At 69.1% G+C, this 18122-nt stretch carries 19 protein-coding genes; 7 read left to right on the forward strand and 12 right to left on the reverse strand.

Annotated elements, in window-relative coordinates; genetic code table 11:
- Position 1 precedes the first annotated feature (1 nt).
- On the reverse strand, positions 2 to 406 hold the full coding sequence (locus AC2VOK_RS04120; RefSeq protein ID WP_428899349.1) for a DUF3040 domain-containing protein: 405 nt from the start codon (positions 404 to 406) through the stop codon (positions 2 to 4).
- A gap of 338 nt (positions 407 to 744) precedes the next feature.
- Between AC2VOK_RS04120 and AC2VOK_RS04125 the strand changes: the two genes are divergently transcribed.
- A complete protein-coding gene (locus tag AC2VOK_RS04125; protein WP_428899350.1) occupies positions 745 to 1353 on the forward strand; it encodes a GNAT family N-acetyltransferase in 609 nt (202 codons plus the stop codon).
- A 152-nt stretch (positions 1354 to 1505) separates the two neighbouring features.
- Positions 1506 to 2150: a lipoprotein LppM gene (lppM, locus tag AC2VOK_RS04130; RefSeq protein WP_421528072.1), complete on the forward strand. Its 645-nt coding sequence runs from the start codon at positions 1506 to 1508 to the stop codon at positions 2148 to 2150.
- Here lppM and AC2VOK_RS04135 read toward each other — a convergent pair.
- The gene (locus AC2VOK_RS04135; RefSeq protein WP_428899351.1) at positions 2147 to 3043 is read right to left on the reverse strand and encodes a mycobacterial-type methylenetetrahydrofolate reductase; all 897 of its coding nucleotides are present in this window, start codon (positions 3041 to 3043) and stop codon (positions 2147 to 2149) included. The genes lppM and AC2VOK_RS04135 overlap by 4 nt on opposite strands.
- 256 nt (positions 3044 to 3299) lie before the next feature.
- Between AC2VOK_RS04135 and idsA2 the strand changes: the two genes are divergently transcribed.
- Together idsA2 and AC2VOK_RS04145 are read left to right on the forward strand one after the other, a co-directional pair.
- Positions 3300 to 4349, forward strand: a complete 1050-nt coding sequence (gene idsA2, locus AC2VOK_RS04140; RefSeq protein WP_428899352.1) for a bifunctional (2E,6E)-farnesyl/geranyl diphosphate synthase — start codon at positions 3300 to 3302, stop codon at positions 4347 to 4349.
- Between the two features lie 4 nt (positions 4350 to 4353).
- Positions 4354 to 5913, forward strand: a complete 1560-nt coding sequence (locus tag AC2VOK_RS04145; RefSeq protein WP_428899353.1) for an alpha-(1->6)-mannopyranosyltransferase A — start codon at positions 4354 to 4356, stop codon at positions 5911 to 5913.
- Here AC2VOK_RS04145 and AC2VOK_RS04150 read toward each other — a convergent pair.
- Positions 5900 to 6304, reverse strand: coding sequence for an Rv2175c family DNA-binding protein (locus tag AC2VOK_RS04150; RefSeq protein ID WP_421528042.1), 405 nt, complete (start codon positions 6302 to 6304; stop codon positions 5900 to 5902). The genes AC2VOK_RS04145 and AC2VOK_RS04150 overlap by 14 nt on opposite strands.
- A 34-nt stretch (positions 6305 to 6338) precedes the next feature.
- Here AC2VOK_RS04150 and AC2VOK_RS04155 point away from each other — a divergent pair, with 34 nt between their 5' ends.
- Complete coding sequence (locus AC2VOK_RS04155) at positions 6339 to 7613, forward strand: protein kinase domain-containing protein (protein ID WP_428899354.1); 1275 nt, start codon at positions 6339 to 6341, stop codon at positions 7611 to 7613.
- Between the two features lie 5 nt (positions 7614 to 7618).
- On the opposite strand, the gene AC2VOK_RS04160 is transcribed toward AC2VOK_RS04155, so the two are convergent.
- The 3 genes from AC2VOK_RS04160 to AC2VOK_RS04170 are packed head-to-tail and all read right to left on the reverse strand — an operon-like array spanning position 7619 to position 10491.
- Positions 7619 to 9007, reverse strand: coding sequence for a class II 3-deoxy-7-phosphoheptulonate synthase (locus AC2VOK_RS04160; protein ID WP_428899355.1), 1389 nt, complete (start codon positions 9005 to 9007; stop codon positions 7619 to 7621).
- Between the two features lie 44 nt (positions 9008 to 9051).
- A complete protein-coding gene (locus AC2VOK_RS04165) occupies positions 9052 to 9570 on the reverse strand; it encodes a polyadenylate-specific 3'-exoribonuclease AS (RefSeq protein WP_428899356.1) in 519 nt (172 codons plus the stop codon).
- A gap of 45 nt (positions 9571 to 9615) precedes the next feature.
- The gene (locus AC2VOK_RS04170) at positions 9616 to 10491 is read right to left on the reverse strand and encodes a hypothetical protein (protein ID WP_428899364.1); all 876 of its coding nucleotides are present in this window, start codon (positions 10489 to 10491) and stop codon (positions 9616 to 9618) included.
- 108 nt (positions 10492 to 10599) lie between these two features.
- Between AC2VOK_RS04170 and AC2VOK_RS04175 the strand changes: the two genes are divergently transcribed.
- Complete coding sequence (locus AC2VOK_RS04175; RefSeq protein WP_428899357.1) at positions 10600 to 11895, forward strand: glycosyltransferase 87 family protein; 1296 nt, start codon at positions 10600 to 10602, stop codon at positions 11893 to 11895.
- On the opposite strand, the gene AC2VOK_RS04180 is transcribed toward AC2VOK_RS04175, so the two are convergent.
- From AC2VOK_RS04180 to AC2VOK_RS04200, 5 genes are all read right to left on the reverse strand, one after another.
- A complete protein-coding gene (locus tag AC2VOK_RS04180) occupies positions 11892 to 12641 on the reverse strand; it encodes a lysophospholipid acyltransferase family protein (protein ID WP_428899358.1) in 750 nt (249 codons plus the stop codon). The two genes, AC2VOK_RS04175 and AC2VOK_RS04180, sit on opposite strands and share 4 nt — an antisense overlap.
- An 84-nt stretch (positions 12642 to 12725) precedes the next feature.
- The gene (locus AC2VOK_RS04185) at positions 12726 to 13148 is read right to left on the reverse strand and encodes a hypothetical protein (protein ID WP_428899359.1); all 423 of its coding nucleotides are present in this window, start codon (positions 13146 to 13148) and stop codon (positions 12726 to 12728) included.
- On the reverse strand, positions 13145 to 14428 hold the full coding sequence (locus AC2VOK_RS04190; protein WP_428899365.1) for an ArsA family ATPase: 1284 nt from the start codon (positions 14426 to 14428) through the stop codon (positions 13145 to 13147). Before AC2VOK_RS04190 ends, AC2VOK_RS04185 begins: the two co-directional genes overlap by 4 nt.
- Positions 14421 to 14858, reverse strand: a complete 438-nt coding sequence (locus AC2VOK_RS04195) for an SRPBCC family protein (protein ID WP_428899360.1) — start codon at positions 14856 to 14858, stop codon at positions 14421 to 14423. The genes AC2VOK_RS04190 and AC2VOK_RS04195 overlap by 8 nt, the downstream gene beginning before the upstream one ends.
- A 96-nt stretch (positions 14859 to 14954) precedes the next feature.
- Positions 14955 to 15353: a polyketide cyclase / dehydrase and lipid transport gene (locus tag AC2VOK_RS04200; RefSeq protein ID WP_428899361.1), complete on the reverse strand. Its 399-nt coding sequence runs from the start codon at positions 15351 to 15353 to the stop codon at positions 14955 to 14957.
- A gap of 126 nt (positions 15354 to 15479) precedes the next feature.
- Between AC2VOK_RS04200 and AC2VOK_RS04205 the strand changes: the two genes are divergently transcribed.
- Positions 15480 to 17282: an AMP-dependent synthetase/ligase gene (locus AC2VOK_RS04205; protein WP_428899362.1), complete on the forward strand. Its 1803-nt coding sequence runs from the start codon at positions 15480 to 15482 to the stop codon at positions 17280 to 17282.
- Here the strand turns inward: AC2VOK_RS04205 and AC2VOK_RS04210 are convergent.
- The coding region (locus tag AC2VOK_RS04210) for a glycosyltransferase family 4 protein (RefSeq protein WP_428899363.1) at positions 17283 to 18122 on the reverse strand (840 nt) is incomplete at its 5' end.

Below are 18122 nucleotides of genomic sequence, written 5' to 3' on the forward strand. Positions count from 1 at the left end.
ACTACTCGTCGAAGCGACGACGGAACCGGTCCTCCATGCGACTGGTGAACGAGCCCCCGCCACCCCTGATACGGCGCGGCCGCGGTGCCGCTGGTCCGGATCCGGGGTGTTCCGGCAGGCCCCCCAACCGGGGCCCGGTGATGGCGAACACCACACCGGCGAACATCACGACGAAGCCGAAGACGCTGAGGATCGGGAAGTTTCCGATCATCGTGGACTTGAACGCAACACCGCAGACCAGCATCGCCAGGCCCAGGACGAACAGTGCCGCGCCCTTCAGGCGCCGCCGGGCGGTGGGCGCGTGGAGCCCTCCGCCCCGAACGCTCGACGCGAACTTGGGGTCCTCGGCGTAGAGAGCGCTCTCGATCTGATCGAGCATCCGTTGCTCATGATCGGAGAGTGGCATTCGTCCCTCCTTGCCGACAGGTTGGCACGTGGATACCGATAACACGCGGATGCCCGCTTCCGAGGGCAACTAACTCAGATGATACGAGGTCGATCTGCGCGTTACCACTGGTTCGGCGGCGATTCTATCGCGGGTTGGTCAGCAGAGCGGGCGAGTCGACATCACCGGTGGGCTACCACTGTCCTGCCGGGGTGGAGTTTCACCGCTTGTTAGCCGTGACCGCTCAGCGACCGGCGGTGCAGGAGTCCGATAATGGCCGTGAGGCGGGCTCTGGAATTGGCTTGACGCGCTGGAATGCGCCGCCACTGTTGGGCGACGGATCAGGAGGACACCGCAAGTTGCCGACCTTCCTCATCGATCTGCCGCCCACCGACATGGAGCGTCGTCTCGGCGACGCGCTGGGCGTGTATGTCGAGGCGATGCGATACCCGCGGGGCACCGAGCAGCAGCGTGCCGCGACGTGGCTCGAACACCTGCGGCGACGTGGCTGGCAAGGAGTCGCCGCGGTGGAGGCCGGCGAGACCACGTCGTGGGACGGCGTCGCCCCGGGCGCCCGGCTGAGCGATGCGCCGCTGGTCGGCGTGGCCTACGGCTACCCCGGGGCACCCGGGCAGTGGTGGCAGCAACAGGTCCTGATGGGTCTGCAGCGCGGCGGCTCGCCCCCCGAAGTGATCGCAGGCCTGATGAGCAGCTACTTCGAGCTGACTGAACTGCACATCCATCCCCGCGCTCAGGGGCGAGGCCTCGGCGAAGCGTTGGTCCGGCGGCTGCTCGCCGGGCGAGGCGAGAGGAACGTGCTGCTATCGACTCCGGAAACCAACGACGGGCCCAACCGCGCCTGGCGGTTGTACCGGCGACTGGGCTTCACGGACGTCATTCGCGGCTACCATTTCGCCGGCGACCCCCGCGCGTTCGCGATCCTGGGCAGGGCGCTGCCCCTTCAGTGATCGGCCCCCTCGAACGAAACGCCGCCACGCACCCGCGGCGACCCTCACACCCGCCACGCCGCATCTGGCACGATGACCTGGTGCGCGCTGGATCTCCCCCGATTCCCGCCCGAGGATTCACCGCTCGGCGGCGCCGCGTGCTGGCCGCGGCGATGCTGCTCCTGCTGGTCCCGCTGGCCGCCGGATGTCTACGCGTCAGGGCGTCCATCACCATCTCGCCCGACGATCTGGTGTCCGGGGAGATCATCGCCGCTGCCAAACCCAAGACGCCCAAGGACACCGGCCCGCAACTGGAGAACAACCTGCCGTTCGCCCAGAAGGTGGCGGTGTCCAATTACGACAGCGACGGCTACGTGGGGTCGCAGGCGGTGTTCTCCGACCTGACGTTCGCCGAGGTGCCACAGCTGGCGGAGATGAACAGCAACGCCGCGGGCGTCAACCTGTCGTTGCGCCGCAACGGCAACCTGGTGATCCTGGAAGGCCGGGCCGACCTCACCTCTCTCACAGATCCCGATGCCGAAGTCGAGTTGACCGTCGCCTTCCCGGGGGTGGTCACCTCCACCAACGGCGACCGCGCCGAGCCCGACGTCGTCTCGTGGAAGCTCAAACCGGGCGTGGTGAGCACCATGACCGCCCAGGCCCGTTACACCGATCCCAACACGCGGTCGTTCACCGGGGCAGGCATCTGGCTGACCATCGCATCGTTCGCCGCGGCCTTCGCAGTGGCGGCGCTGGCCTGGTCAAGTCGCGACCGCTCACCGCGGTTCAGCGGCCCGCGCGACCAACCGCCGACCTAGCACGTTTCGCCCGGTGACCAGTAGGCGAGCATCTCGGCGAACGCCTGAAACGCCGGGGCCGACACCCCGTACGTCGCCTCGAAATGGATGCTGAGCGGAAAACCGAGGTCGGCGACGCCGTCGATGACGCGCTTGTACAGGTCGACCATTCGCCGGCGCTTGCGCGCCGGGTCGCAGCCGGCAAGTTCCTTCACGAACTCCTGCTCGGCGGCCACCGCCGCGTTACCCGGGTCCTGGATGAGCCAGTTGATCAGCCCGACGCGACTCTCCACCTTCGGCACGAAGCCGAACGACAGCAGGACCTCCGGCCGGTGGTCGGTTCTTTGGGCGAACTCCGTCAAAAACCCCACGATCGCGTCTGAGTACAACAGCTGGGTCATGCCGTAGGTCGCGCCCTGAGCGCACTTGAAGGTGAAACGGCCCTGTTCGCCCTCGCGGGTGGGGATCAGGATCACCCCACGGTTGCTCACCAGCTCCCGGTAGATGGACAGTGCGTCGGTCGGCGCGACACCGGAACCCTCGCCGTCGCTCATCGTGCGCGGCACACCGACGAACACCACACCCTCCATGCCGGCGTCGCACAGATCGGTGAGCCGCCGCCGCAGCGCGGATTCGTCCATGAAGGCGGTCACCTGCGTGCACAGTCCGCGCAAGCCCGGCAACTCCGGCTTGATGATCGACCAGAAGTCCAGCACGTCGAGCTTCGGCTTCATCGGGACGGGACGGTCGTCGTCCTCGGCGATCATGCCGGGGATCATCACGTGCCGGATCCGGCCCTCCAGTCCGCTCTCGACCGAGCACTGCACAACTTTTCGCACATCGTCCAGCGCCCGTTCCCGACCGTCCTCCACGTTGGGCGGCACCAGTTCCAGGGCGATGGTGTTGAGGGTCACGCGGCTCCTCTGCATCAGTCAACGGCTGCTCCGGCGTTCCCGGACCGGACGGCGCGGGACTAGGTCCGGACCCCAGCCAGCATAGGCGGGGAGGCACCGCCGACGTGCGGGGGCAATCTCGCCAGGGCACACGGGGCCAGCCTGAGCGACTCCGGGCGCCGCGGCGACATACACTGTCGGGCCTGGAACAAACACCGCGTCGGGCCGAGCAGAAAGGGGCGCCGCGCTGAGCGTCGAAGCAACGGCGACGGCCGAATTGGCCGGCGCCATCACCGACCGACTCCGGCGGTATCTGTGCGAGCGGCGCATCGAAACCGCATACATCGGCGACGACTACGGCGCATTCATCACCACGCTCGAGGATTTCGTTCTCGGGGGCGGGAAGAGGCTGCGGCCGGCCTTCGCCTACTGGGGTTGGCGCGCAGTGGCCAGCGAAGATCCCGATCCCGAAGTGCTGCTGCTGTTCTCCGCGCTGGAGTTGCTGCACGCCTGCGCGCTGCTGCACGACGACGTCATCGACGACTCCGCGACCCGCCGCGGCAGACCGGCTGCCCACGTGCACTTCGCCGAAATGCACCGCAACCGGAGGTGGCGTGGCTCCCCCGACCGATTCGGGGTGTCGGCGGCGATCCTGCTCGGCGACCTGGCGCTGGCCTGGGCCGACGACATCGTGTTCGATGCGGACCTGGCGCCCGACGCCCAGCGGCGGGTCCTGCGCGTATGGGCCGACATCCGGACCGAGGTGCTCGGCGGGCAATACCTCGACATTGTCGCCGAGGCCAGCGGCGCCGAATCGATCGCATCGGCGATGAACGTCGACACGTTCAAGACCGCCAGCTACACGGTGGCGCGGCCACTGCAACTCGGGGTGGCCGCGGCCGCCGACAGACCCGACGTCCAGGACACCTTCGAACAATTCGGGGTGGACCTCGGCATAGCGTTCCAGCTGCGCGACGACGTGCTGGGCGTGTTCGGGGACCCGTCGGTCACCGGCAAACCGTCCGGCGACGATTTGCGGGCGGGGAAGCGGACGGTGCTGCTGGCCGAGGCTGTCGAACTGGCGGACAAGTCCGATCCGGCGGCTGCCCGGCTGTTACGCAGTGCGATCGGCGCGCAGCTGACTGACGCTCAGGTCAGCGAACTGCGCGACGCCATCGAGGCGGTGGGAGCGCTGCAGGCGGCCGAGCGGCGCATCGCCACGCTGACACAGCGGGCGCTGGCCACGCTGGCATCGGCACCCGTCAGCGCAGCGGCCAAAGCGGGGCTGTCCGCGCTGGCCAGGATGGCCACGAACCGGTCCGCTTGAGCCGATGGAAACCCCGTCGAGTCCGATGCAGACCCCGGCCGCCGGCTCTCCCACGGCGCAACACCTCTGCAACCAATGGTTCGCGCGGCTGCTGGCCTTCGTCGCGGGCCCGCAGTCGCGACCGGCAAAGCTTGGGTTCCTCGGCTCCGCGCTGATCACCATGGGCGGGCTGGGCGCGGGCAGCACCCGCCAACACGACCCACTGCTGGAGTCGATCCACATGTCGTGGCTGCGCTTCGGGCATGGGCTGGTGCTGTCGTCTGTGGTGCTGTGGGCCGGCGTGGGGCTCATGCTGATCGGGTGGCTGGCACTGGGCCGGCACGTGCTGGCCGGCGACGCGACCGAATACGTGATGAAGGCCACCACCGGGTTCTGGCTGGCGCCGCTGCTGGTGTCCGTGCCCGTGTTCAGCCGGGACACCTATTCCTATCTGGCACAGGGGGCGCTGCTGCGCGACGGCCTGGACCCTTACGCGGTGGGCCCCGTGGCGAACCCGAACTCCTTGCTGGACGACGTCAGTCCCATCTGGACGATCACGACCGCGCCGTACGGCCCGGCGTTCATCCTGATCGCGAAATTCGTCACAGTCGTCGTCGGCAACAACGTGGTGGCCGGGACCATGGTGCTGCGCCTGTGCATGCTGCCGGGGCTGGCGCTGCTCATCTGGGCCACACCCCGACTGGCGCATCACCTGGGCACCGACGGCTCCATTGCGTTGTGGATCTGCGTCCTCAACCCGCTGGTGCTCATTCACCTGATGGGCGGGGTGCACAACGAGATGCTGATGGTCGGGCTCATGGCCGCCGGCATCGCCCTGACCTTCGGAGGCCGCCACCTGTCGGGCGTCGCGCTGATCACCGTGGCGAGCGCGGTCAAGGCCACCGCGGCGATCGCCTTGCCGTTTCTGGTCTGGGTGTGGATGCGGCACTTGCGGGACCGCCGTGGACTCCCCCCGGCGCAGGCGTTCCTGGCGGCCCTGGCCGCTTCGCTGCTCGTCTTCGCCGTGGTGTTCGGGATACTGTCGGCCGCGGCCGGTGTCGGCCTGGGCTGGCTGACCGCGCTGGCCGGATCGGTGAAGATCATCAACTGGCTGACCGTGCCGACCGGGGCGGCCAACCTTATCCACGCCTGGGGCAGCAACTTCTTCGCCTTCGACTTCTATCCTCTGCTGCGCGTCACCCGACTGATCGGGATCGTGGTCATCGCGGTGTCACTGCCGCTGTTGTGGTGGCGGTACCGCCGCGACGACCGCGGCGCGCTGACCGGAATCGCGTGGTCGATGCTGATCGTCGTGTTGTTCGTGCCGGCCGCGCTGCCCTGGTACTACTCCTGGCCACTGGCGGCCGCGGCGCCGCTGGCCCAGTCGCGGCGTGCGGTCGCCGTCATCGCGGGGTTCTCGGCGTGGGTGATGATCATCTTCAAACCCGACGGCTCGCACGGCATGTACTCGTGGCTGCACTTCTGGCTGGCCACCGCCTGCGCCGTGATCTCCTGGTACACGCTGAATCGGGCACCGGCGGTGCGGCCGGAGGAACCGGGTCGCGCAGCCGTCAGTACGCCATAGCCTGAGCCCGGCGCACCACCTCCCGCGCCTGATGCGCGTGCAGGGCGTCGACGGGACGGGCGTTGCTGATGGAATCCCGGCTGCCGTCACGGGTGATGGTCAGCGACGAGTCAGGGGTGAACAGCCACCGCAGGATCTCGGTCTGTCGGTAACCGCCGTCCCGCAGGATGGTCAACAGCCCCGGCAAGCTCTTGACCACGTCCCCGGTGGCAGTGAAGAACACCTGGGGGATCACGACACCGCCGTCGCGCCGCAGGGCGACCAGGTGGCCCTCCCGTAACTGCTGGTGCACCTTGCCGACCGGCACGCCCAACAACTCGGCGACCCGGGGCAGGTCGTACGTTGGCTCGTCGGGATCTATCACGTCATCGCCGGCCGGGATGCTGCCCACCGCGCCAGTGTATGCCCTGCTCGGCGCGTTGAGCATGAAGTCTTTCAACCGGGCGCCGCGGCCGACCTACGATGGCCCCGTGGCAGGCGCGGGGATCGGGGAGCTGGACGGCACGCTGCTGGATGGCCGCTACCTCGTGGAGTCCAGAATCGCCGACGGGGGTACCTCGACCGTGTACCGCGGCCTCGACGTCCGGCTCGACCGCCCCGTCGCGGTGAAGGTCATGGACGCCCGCTACGCCGCCGACGAGCAGTTCCTGACCCGCTTCCGGCTCGAGGCCCGCGCGGTCGCGCGGTTGAAGAACCCGGGACTGGTCGCGGTCTACGACCAGGGGATGGACGCCCGGCACCCGTTCCTGGTGATGGAACTCGTCGAAGGCGGCACGCTGCGCGAGTTGCTGGCCGAGCGCGGCCCGATGCCGCCCCACGCCGTCGCAGCGGTACTTCGCCCGGTGCTGGGCGGGCTGGCCGCCGCGCACGGCGCCGGCCTGGTGCACCGCGACGTCAAGCCCGAAAACGTGCTGATCTCCGACGACGGCGAGGTGAAGATCGCCGATTTCGGGTTGGTTCGGGCCGTCGCGGCGGCCGGGATCACCTCCACCAGCGTCATTCTGGGAACAGCGGCCTACCTGTCCCCCGAGCAGGTCCGCGACGGCCCACCCAATCGGGCCGGCCCCCGCAGCGACGTCTACTCGACCGGAATCCTCACCTACGAGCTGCTGACCGGGCGCACGCCGTTCACCGGCGACTCGGCGCTGTCGATCGCCTATCAGCGCCTGGACAGCGACGTGCCCCGGGCCGGCGCGGCGATCGACGGCGTGCCTCCGCAATTCGACGAGTTCGTGCAGCGCGCGACCGCCCGCAACCCCGCCGACCGATACGCCGACGCGATCGAGATGGCCGCCGATCTGGAGGCGATCGCCGACGAACTCGACTTGCCGGCCTTCCGGGTGCCCGCCCCGACCAGCTCCGCCCAGCACCGAGCGGCGGCACCGCAGCACGGCCGGATGGCGGAGCGCGGGGCCCTCGGGCAGCAACAACCCGGCGCCGCACCGGTTCGCCAGCCCACCCGCCGGCTCACCCGCGGGTCCGGGGACCGGCCCGCGGCGCAACCCCCAGCCGAGCCGGACGACTACGAATACGAACCCGTGTCAGGGGAATTCGCCGGGATCGCGCTGAGCGAGTTTGTGTGGGCCCGCCAGCGCGGCCGGCGCAGCGTGTTGATCTGGGTGGCGGTCGTGCTCGCCCTCAGCGGGCTCGCGGCGACTGTGGGGTGGACGATCGGCAGCAACCTGAGCGGCCTGCTGTGAGATGCCTAGTCGCGTAGCATCTCGGCGACCAGGAACGCCAGTTCCAGGGACTGCTGGGTGTTCAGCCGCGGGTCACACGCCGTCTCGTAGCGCCCCACCAGGTCGGTGTCCGAGATGTCCTGCGCGCCACCGAGACATTCGGTGACGTTCTCGCCGGTGATCTCCACGTGGATCCCGCCCGGGTGGGTGCCCAGAGCCCGGTGCACCTCAAAAAATCCCTGCACCTCGTCGACGATCCGGTCGAAGTGGCGGGTCTTGTACCCGTTGGACGACTCGTGAGTGTTGCCGTGCATCGGGTCGCACTGCCAGATCACCTGGTGACCGGTGGCCTGCACCTTCTCGACGATCGGCGGCAGCAGGTCGCGGACCTTGCCGTTGCCCAGTCTGCTGACCAGCGTCAGCCGGCCGGGCTGGTTACGCGCGTCGAGCCGCTCGACGTATTCGACGGCGAGCTCGGGAGTCATCGTCGGGCCGATCTTGACACCGATCGGGTTGGCGATCACCTCGGCGAAGGCGACGTGCGCACCGTCGAGCTGGCGGGTGCGCTCGCCGATCCACACGGTGTGCGCCGACAGGTCGTAGAGCCGGGGCTCGCCGTCTTCGCCCGCGGACAGACGCAGCATGGCTCGCTCGTAGTCGAGCACCAAAGCCTCGTGGCTGGCGAAAATTTCGGCAGTCTGAAGGTTGCGGTCGGCCACCCCGCACGCACTCATGAAGCGCAGCGCGCGGTCGATCTCGGTGGCCAGCGCCTCGTATCGCGCCCCGGCCGGCGAGGTCGCGACGAACTCGCGGTTCCAGTCGTGCACGCCGTGCAGCGAGGCCAGCCCCGACGAGGTCAACGCCCGCACCAGGTTCATCGCCGCACTGGCGTTGGCGTAGGCCCGCACCAGCCGCGACGGGTCATGCTCGCGCGCGGCGGCATCCGGGGCAAACCCGTTGACCATGTCGCCGCGATAGGACTTCAGACCCAGCGCGTCGATGTCCGACGAGCGCGGCTTGGCGTACTGGCCGGCGATGCGGGCGACCTTGACCACCGGCATGCTGGCGCCGTAGGTCAGCACCACGGCCATCTGCAGCAGCGCCCGGATGTTGCCCCGGATGTGGGGTTCGGTGTTGTCGGTGAACGTCTCCGCGCAGTCACCGCCCTGCAGCAGGAACGCCTCACCCTTGGCGACCGCGGCCAGTTGTTCCTGCAGACGGGCGATCTCGGAGGGCACCGTCACCGGCGGCACGCTCTCCAGGACCGTGCGCATCGCGGTGGCCTGGCCGGCGGGCCAGCTGGGCTGCTGGGCGGCGGGCTTGGCCAGTGCGGCGTCGAGACGGGCGCGCAACTCGGCCGACAGCGGCGGCAGCGAAGGCAGCTGGTCGACCGGGATGTCGACGGTCCAGTTCATCGCACCATGGTAACCGGCAACCGGAATGGGCAGTGCGGGGCTGATCAGGACGAACGCCGTCCACAGTGCGCCTCGCCGGCCGACGTGATCAGCCGGAAGCGACGCAGCTGATCGCGGGCGTCGACCAGCGCGTCGTGAGCATCCCGCGACCGCGGCGGCAGCCGGGGGGATCCGCGGTCCTCCCAGAGCTGCCGCAGTTCGCGGGTGAAGCGGGGCAGCGCCCGCGGCAACTCCGGCATCGTGCCCCACAACTGGCACAAGGCCACGTGGTCGTAGGCCCCGATCCAGGCCCACAGCTCGATCGCGTCGGCGTCGGCGATGCCGGAGACGCCGAAGAACTCCTCGAGGTCCTCCCGGATCCGCCTCCGCGAGCGCCACAACTGCGAGGACGGGGGCGGCAGTTTGGGCAGCACATGCGCGCGCACCCAACTGCCGGCGCGTTCCGGATCGAATTCCGTGGACACCGCATAGTACTCACGGTCGTCTTCGGCGACCACGCCGATCGAGATCAGCTCGATGCTGCGGCCGTCCTCGATGAATTCGGTGTCATAGAAATACCGCACCGCAGAAAGCCTAGGCGTGCGGCCGAGCGGCGGCGTCGCGGCTATCTACCTGCCGATCAGGATGGGGCCGGTGTTCGCGGGCGGCGGCGCGGGACGCACCTCGTTGTCGAGCCTGGCGTCGACCGTGCGTTCGTCGGGCAGACGCGGGGTGCCGGCGATCGCGCACTGCAACGCCAGCTTCGCCCGCACCACGGGACGCCGCAACGTCCGTTCCCGCTGCAGCGCGTGGCGCATCTTGTCCGGCCGGGTGGTGTAGCGCCACCGCGCCCACGGGGCGTGGGGGCGCGACAACCGCACCGCCCCGACGACGAGCAGCACGACGATGAACATGCCGAGCAGGCCGGTCCACACCTTGCCCTTGAGCACGACGATCACGGCCAGCGGCAGCGTCAGCGCCATCGCACCGCCCACCGCGAGCCGCAGCATCGTCGAATCGGTGTCCTGCCAGACCGGCAGGAAGAACATCAACGGATGCAGGCCCATGATCAGCAGGCCGGCCACGGCCACCGCGGCGAACACCGCGTCCACCGAGGTGCGCCCGTCTTCCGACCAGTACACATCGGAGAGGTGCAGGATCAACGCGTACTCATCGAGCACCAGCGCGGCGCCGACACCGAAAATTATTGCTGCGGCAATGAATTCGGGCTCATGGCCATCGATGGACAAGGTTATCAGTGTCAGTCCGGAGGCCAGCACCAGCACCACCCCGAACGTGACGTGGTGAATGTGCACTCCCCCGATGTGGACATTGCGCGGCTGCCACCATTTGGGTGGCCGGCCGGTCGCGGCGCGAAAGCGGATGAACCGGACGAAGGTTCGCGTGACGAAAAAGGTCAGGATGAAGGCCACCAGACAACACAGCAGCGGCAACCGGCCGCCGTCGTGGATGTCATGGGAGAACCACCGGGTGACCCTCGGCACGAACCACTGCAGCACACCCGAAACCTACGCCTGCCCGGCCGCAGCCGGCAGCAGCCGCGCTGCATCACCCGCTGCCCGGCCCAGGCACCGATTACGCTCATTGGCGATATGAGTAGATCGCAGGCGCCCGGCGCGGGCTTCGCCGACAGAAGTGGACTCGGACGGGTGCTGACGTGGGGATTGCTCTGGTTGGCGGCGGCCGCCGCGCTGGGCTACACGGCGTGGCGCCTCTTCGGGCACACGCCGTACCGCATCGACATCGACATCTATCAGATGGGCGGTCAGGCCTGGCTGGACGGGCATCCGTTGTATCGCGGGGAGGTGTTGTTCCACACGCCCATCGGGCTGAACTTGCCGTTCACCTATCCGCCGCTGGCGGCCATCCTGTTCAGCCCGTTCGCCTGGTTGCACATGCCGGCCGCCAGCGTCGCGATCACGCTGCTGACGCTGGCGCTGCTGATGGTGTCGACGATGATCGTGCTCACCCGACTGGACGTGTGGGAGACCTCGGCGGTACTGCCCGGGCCGCGGTGGCTGCGGCGGCTGTGGCTGACCGTGCTGATCGTGGCGCCCGCGGCGATCTGGCTGGAACCCATCGATTCCAACTTCGCGTTCGGCCAGATCAACGTCGTGCTGATGACGCTGGTGATCGCCGACTGCTTTCCGCGGCGCACCCCGTGGCCGCGCGGCGTGCTGCTCGGGCTCGGGATCGCGCTCAAGCTCACGCCCGCGGTGTTTCTGCTCTATCTGGTGCTGCGCCGCGACAACCGCGCGGCGCTCACCGCGCTGGCGTCGTTCGCGGCCGCGACGGCCGTGGGTTTTGCGCTGGCCTGGGGGGACTCGTGGGAGTACTGGACCCGCACGGTGCACCACACCGACCGCATCGGCGCCGCGGCGCTGAACACCGACCAGAACATCGCGGGCGGCCTGGCCCGGTTGGGCCTCGGCGAGCACGAGCGTTTCGCGCTGTGGGTGGCCGCGAGCCTGCTGGTGCTGGCGCTGACCGTCTGGGCGATGCGGCGGGTGCTGCGCGCCGGCGAGCCGACGCTGGCGATCATCTGCGTCGCGCTGTTCGGGCTCGTCGTGTCGCCGGTGTCGTGGTCGCACCATTGGGTGTGGATGCTGCCGGCAGTGCTGGTGACCGGGGCCCTGGCCTGGCGGCGGCGCAACGCGGCACTGGCGGCCATCGGCGCCGCCGGGGTGGCGTTGATGGCGTGGACGCCGATCGATCTGCTCCCCAAGCACCACGAGACGACCGCGGCATGGTGGCGCCAACTTGCCGGAATGTCCTACGTGTGGTGGGCGCTGGCGGCCATCGCCGCGGCAGGATTCACCGTCGTTGCCCGTGTCGGTGCGCCGGATTCGGCAACGCCGACGCCGATGCCGGTGTCGGCGGTCGGCTAGCCTGCGGCCGTATCGGGGATGCGCGCGGCGTCACCGGCGGAGGCACCACCGGAGTCGCCACTCGACTCGCCGTTGTCACCTTCCTTGAGGCTGGCTGCGTAGATGTCGACGTATTCCTGGCCGGAGAGCCCCATCAACTCATAGATCACCTCGTCGGCGACGGCACGCTCGATGAACCGGTTGCCGGCCATCCCTTCGAAGCGGGAGAAGTCCATCGGCTTGCCGAAGCGGACGGTGACCCGGCCGAAACGCAGCATGTTCGTCCCGGGCGGGTTGACCACGTTGGTACCGATCATCGCCACCGGGATCACCGGAACCCCGGTGTGCAACGCCAGCCGGGCAAGGCCCGTCTTGCCCTTGTAGAGCCGGCCGTCCGGCGAGCGGGTGCCTTCGGGGTACATCCCGAGCAGCTTGCCCTGACCGAGCAGCCGTTCGGCGGTGTCCAGCGCCGCCTGCGCGGCGTCGGCACTCATGCGGTCTATCGGAACCTGACCGACGGCGGTGAAGAACCAGCGCTGGAACCAGCCCTTGAGGCCGGCGCCCGTGAAGTATTCCGACTTTGCCAGGAAGGTGATCCGGCGGCGCACGACCAGGGGCAGGTAGAAGCTGTCCATGACCGCCAGGTGGTTGCTGGCCAGGATCGCCGGTCCGGAATGCGGAACGTGTTCCAGGCCTTCAACTTTGGGTCGGCCAACCAGGGAGAGCAACGGACCGAGAAGAACGTACTTGAATAGCCAGTACCACATGGCCCTCCCTCTCGCCCCGCCGGTCTTGCACTGCGCCAACTGTACCCATCCGCGAGGCGGGAGACCACCTTCGACGCGGGCGGCTCACTCCTCGACAGTGACGGGGATGGACTGATACCGGGTCTTGGCGGTGCCTTCCCCCGCATCCCGGCCGGCGCGCGTCGCATCGCCTGGTGGCGGCTCACCCCCGCCGCGCGGCCGGTCGTCCGGGGGCGGCTGCGGTGACCGGCCGCCGTCACCGCCGTCACCGCCGTCACCGACGATGCCTCGGATCACCTCGAGCAGAGCGACGCTGTGGTCGGCGATCAGGGTGAGCAACGGGTGCTCCTCACCGGTGGCCAGCGCGGCCAGCGCACACACCGGGCACCAGACCTGCTGGCATCTGCCGGTTCCCTGCCCGCCGGCCGTCATCGCGGCTGCCAGACGCACCGCCGGGTCGATTCCGTCGAGAATCGCCTGGGCCAGCCTGCGCAGCTCGGGACCGACGTCGGGATGAGCCCCACTCATCTGGGCCACACCTCCGGGTCCGGCCGGAAACGAACCGTCAGCTCACTACCCCGAAGACGTGCGTCCAACACCGTGCAGCGGCGCAGTACGGACGCCAACCGAACCCGGCGACGCAACCCGCCGACGCCGATGATCAGGTCGTCGTCGACCCGCCCGAGGGTCAGGGCACCAGAATCGAGTTGGGGCAACGCCAGCCGCATCCGGTATGTCGACCCGAGTCCCGATCCGGATTCGAGATCCACCACCGGCCGCAGCGGACCCGGTGGCGCCGTCGTGCCCTGCCGGCGGGCATTGTCGAGCAGTGCGGCGAGCGCCCCGGGACCGATCGGCGCGCCTGACAGGTGGGGCGTGACCACCAGCGCGATGTCCCCCACGGCGGCGCCGAGTTCCTCCAAAGCGAGGCGTTGTTCGCAGATGCGTTCGGCATACCAGGAGAACGCCGGGTGGGCCGGCAGGTTGTGGTACTCGTAGGACTGGTCCTGTACGAGCGCCTGGTTGACGATCAGCTCCTCGACGCGCACCCCCATCAACGCCAGCGATCCCAGGATCCGGACCGCCTCAGCCACCACCACCCGCTCAGGGGTCAGCACCACATGCGCACCGACGAGCTCGCCGTCGGTCAACAGCGCGCCGAGCGCGTCGACACCCGTGCTGATGCGTTCCAGCAGTTCCACCACCGCCGCCGACCGGCTGTCGTCGGCGGCGATCGACAACCTGCGGTGGCGCGGCCATGCGCGCTCGGCGTAGAGCCCGAAGGCGGCGGGCAGGGTCAGCATCCGCAACGCATCGGCCGTCGAGGCGCAGTCGACGACCACCAGATCCCAGCGCCCGGAGGACGCCAACTCGCCGACGGCGTGCAGCCCGAGGACTTCCTGGACGCCCGGCAGTGCCGAAAGCTCTTCGGTGGCAACAGTGCTCAACTCGGAGTCGGGAAAACTCCGATCCACGGCGCGGACCACCTGCTGCCAGCGGGCCTCGAGCAGGGCCAACGTGTCCAGTGCCAGCGCGTCGAGGAAACCGCCGCTCGTCTCGGCGCGCCCGGTCGGGGGTTCGGCGAACACCCGAACGGGCGCGTCGCGACCGCTGGGCGGGACCGGGACGCCCAGCACGTCGCCCAGCGAATGCGCCTGGTCGGCGGACACCACCAGCACGCGCTGGCCTCTGAACGCGGCGGAGACCGCGGTGGCTGAGGCCAGAGTGGATTTTCCTACCCCACCCTTGCCGACGAACAGACTGATCCGGGCCGGGGTCGGCGCCCGGGCTTCGGTGGACTCACTCAGCCTCGACTCGTTTCTTCAGGTCCTTCAACGCGGTGTCGGTCAGCCTGCGCTCAGCCTTGCGTTTGAGCATCCCGATCATCGGGAGGGCGAGGTCAACCGACAGCTCATAGGTGACGTCGGTGCCAGAATCCTTGGGCGCCAGGCGATACGAGCCTTCCAGCGAACGCAGCAGTGAGCTGGAGACCAGGGTCCAACTCAGCGATCGGCGATCTCGGGGCCACTGGTAGGACATGACCAGGGTGTCTTTGATGATCCCCGCGTCCATCACGAAGCGCGCCACCTTGGGGTAGCCATCGGCACCTCGCTCCTGCACCTCGGCTTCCTTGTACTCCGAGATCCAATCCGGGTAGGAATCGATGTCGGCGATGACCTTCAATATCGTGTCGGGATCAGCGTCGATGTGAATGGTCTGCGTCGTCTTCTCCGCCACCTGGCTGCTGCCTCTCTCCCACGAACGAGTCGGCCCGCTGCGGGGCTGCCCCGGTCTCCGGCCCGAAACGGTACTCTCCACGCCGGACGTTGAGCGTCAAACTGCCGGAGAAACCCCGACCGGGCGTGACCTTTCCAGTGTCGCCTTGAGCTCGAAAGCCATGTTCTTGCCCGCGACCCGGCGGCGGTGGATCACCTTCGCCAAGTTCAGCTTGGCCAGCTGCCAGGCCGCCATGCCGGTAGGTTCGGCGTGCAGGAAGTAGTGCAGCACCACGCCGTCCAGCCCGTCGGACAGGGGTTCCAGCCAGATCTCCATGGTGCCGGTCAACGCGCCGGTCACGGTCCAGCGGATGCCCTTGTCGGCGCGATCCTCGACGACCTGCAACCTCAGGTCAGGCCACCAGCGCCGCCAGTTCGACGGATCGGCGATCGCGGCGCCGACCCGCGCGCCGTCGGCGGCGACGTACGTTTCGTCGGCGATCTGGATGCTGTTCACCGTCCCAGCTTCACACACCCGCGGCCTGGCGACCATCGCCGGGCCGGGCCGGGCGCAGAAAAGCCCGCATTAAGCTGGGTGCAGCAAGCCGGACCCGGCAGCACTAGCCAAATCGAGGTCAACACAGTGCGTGAGTACAGCGTTCCCGCCCGCTTCTCCGTAGGCGAGCACGACAACGTCGCGGCCATGGTCTTCGAGCACGAGCGCGAGGACCCCGGCTTCGCGATCTACCAGCGCCACGTCGACGGCGTCTGGACTGACGTCACGTGCGCCGAGGCGGCCGAACAGGTCCGTTCCGCGGCACTGGGATTGATCTCGCTGGGGGTGCAGGCCGGCGACCGGGTGTCGATTTTCTCGGCCACCCGCTACGAGTGGGCGATCCTCGACCTCGCGATCCTGTCGGTCGGCGCGGTTACCGTCCCGATCTACGAGACGTCGTCGGCCGAGCAGGTGCGCTGGGTGCTGCAGGATTCTGAGGCCGTGCTGGCATTCGCCGAAACCGACGCCCACGCCGCGATGATCACCGAGCTCGCCGGTGAACTCCCCGCACTGCGCCGGGTGTTGCACGTGGACGGGTCCGGCCCCAAGGCGCTCGAGCAGTTGGTGGAGGCCGGCGCGACGGTCGACCCGGACGAGCTGAAGGCTCGGCTCGGGGCACTACGGGCCGAGAACCCGGCGACGCTGATCTACACCTCGGGCACGACGGGCCGGCCCAAGGGTTGTCAGCTCACCCATTCCAACCTGCTCTACGAAACGCGGGGAACCAAGGAGTGCCTCCCGACACTGCTGGTCAACGGGCAGCGGCTGCTGGTGTTCCTGCCGCTGGCACACGTGCTGGCCCGGGCGCTCACGCTGGGTGCGTTCGCCAACAAGGTGACCGTCGGCTTCACCAGCGACATCAAGAATCTGCTGCCGCAGCTCGCGGAGTTCAAGCCGACGGTGGTGGTGTCGGTGCCCCGGGTGTTCGAGAAGGTCTACAACACCGCCGAGCAGAACGCCACCAACGACGGCAAAGGCCGCATCTTCGCGATCGCCGCGCAGACCGCGGTCGAGTGGAGCCAGGCCCGCGACGGCGGCCGGCCCGGGCTGCTGCTGCGTGCCAAGCACGCCCTGTTCGACCGGCTGGTCTACGGCAAGCTGCGCGCGGCGCTGGGCGGCGATTGCCGCGCGTCGGTGTCCGGTGGCGCACCGCTGGGGGCGCGGCTGGGCCACTTCTACCGTGGCGTGGGGGTCACCATCTACGAGGGCTACGGCCTGACCGAGACCAGCGCGGCCATCACCGTCAACCAGGTCGGCAACGTCAAGATCGGGACTGTCGGAACCCTGGTGCCCGGCAACAGCCTGCGCATCGGCGAGGACGGGGAACTGCTGGTGCGTGGCGGGGTCGTGTTCAGCGGCTACTGGGGCAACGAGCAGGCCACTGCGGAGGCGTTCACCGACGGCTGGTTCAAGACGGGCGACCTGGGCGCGGTGGACGAAGACGGCTTCCTGACGATCACCGGGCGCAAGAAGGAGATCATCGTCACCGCGGGCGGCAAGAACGTCGCACCCGCGTTGCTCGAGGATCAACTGCGGGGGCACCCGCTGATCAGCCAGGCGATGGTCGTCGGGGACAACAAGCCCTTCATCGGCGCGCTGATCACGATCGACCCCGAGGCGTTCGACGTCTGGAAGCAGCGCAACAGCAAGGCGGCCGGCGCGTCGGTGGGCGAACTGACCACCGACCCCGACCTGATCGCCGAGGTGAACGCCGCCGTCAAGCAGGCCAACCTCTCGGTGTCGCACGCCGAGTCGATCCGCAAGTTCCGCATCCTTCCGGTCGACTTCACCGAGGAGACCGGGGAGCTGACGCCCACGATGAAGGTCAAGCGCAAAGTGGTGGCCGAGAAGTTCGCGTCCGACATCGCCGCGATCTACGCGAAGGACTAGTCAGCCGCGGAGCAGGCCGGCCAGCCGCGCGGCCAGTGTGTCCCAGCGCCACTGCGCCGTCACCCACTTGCGCCCGGCCGCGCCCATGGCCGCGGCCCGATCGCGATCGGTCAGCAACTCGGTGACGGCGGTGGCGATCTTGGCCACCGAGCGGCCGTCGACCACAAGCCCGGTCTCGTTGTGCCGCACGGCTTCCGGAGCCCCGCCGGACTGGCCGGCGATAACCGGCACGCCGGTCGCGGACGCTTCCAGGAACACGATGCCCAGCCCCTCCACGTCCATGCCGGCGCCGCGGGTGCGGCACGGCATCGCGAACACGTCGGCCAGGGCGTGGTGCGCGGCCAGTTCGGCGGCAGGCACGCCGCCGGTGAACGTCACGTGCTCGGCGACCCCGCAGCCGCGGGCCAGCTTGCGCAGCGCGTCGGCGTGCGGGCCGCCGCCGACGATGACCAGCGCGGCCCCGTCGACGCGTTGCCGGATCGACGGCAGCGCCCTGATCAACGTGTCCTGGCCCTTGCGCGGCACCAGACGCGACAGGCACACCACGGTCGGCCGTCCGCCCAGCCGGTAGCGGTTCCGCAGTTCGGCGCGGGCGGCGGGGTCGGGCCGGAACCGGTCGGTGTCCACCCCGGGCGGTAGGTATTCGAGCGAGGCCGCGGACCCGAAGGCCGGCGCGAACCGGGAGCGGGTGTAGCGGCTGACGAACGTCACGACGTCGGTGTCGTCGCCGATGCGGCGCAACACCGAGCGGGCCACCGGCAGCATCGACCAGCCCACTTCGTGGCCGTGGGGGGGGGGGGGGGGCAGGAGAGCGGAAGGTGCAGAGGGGAGGGGGGGGGG

The sequence above is a fragment of the Mycobacterium sp. TH-M116 genome (genome assembly GCF_057473685.1).

Excerpts from the sequence above, each read along its gene's own strand:
- AC2VOK_RS04120 (WP_428899349.1), bottom strand. The coding sequence starts at position 406 with ATGCCACTCTCCGATCATGAGCAACGGATGCTCGATCAGATCGAGAGC.
- lppM (WP_421528072.1), top strand. The coding sequence starts at position 1,506 with ATGCTGCTCCTGCTGGTCCCGCTGGCCGCCGGATGTCTACGCGTCAGG.
- AC2VOK_RS04145 (WP_428899353.1), top strand. The coding sequence starts at position 4,354 with ATGGAAACCCCGTCGAGTCCGATGCAGACCCCGGCCGCCGGCTCTCCC.
- AC2VOK_RS04155 (WP_428899354.1), top strand. The coding sequence starts at position 6,339 with ATGAAGTCTTTCAACCGGGCGCCGCGGCCGACCTACGATGGCCCCGTG.
- AC2VOK_RS04160 (WP_428899355.1), bottom strand. The coding sequence starts at position 9,007 with ATGAACTGGACCGTCGACATCCCGGTCGACCAGCTGCCTTCGCTGCCG.
- AC2VOK_RS04175 (WP_428899357.1), top strand. The coding sequence starts at position 10,600 with ATGAGTAGATCGCAGGCGCCCGGCGCGGGCTTCGCCGACAGAAGTGGA.
- AC2VOK_RS04180 (WP_428899358.1), bottom strand. The coding sequence starts at position 12,641 with ATGTGGTACTGGCTATTCAAGTACGTTCTTCTCGGTCCGTTGCTCTCC.
- AC2VOK_RS04185 (WP_428899359.1), bottom strand. The coding sequence starts at position 13,148 with ATGAGTGGGGCTCATCCCGACGTCGGTCCCGAGCTGCGCAGGCTGGCC.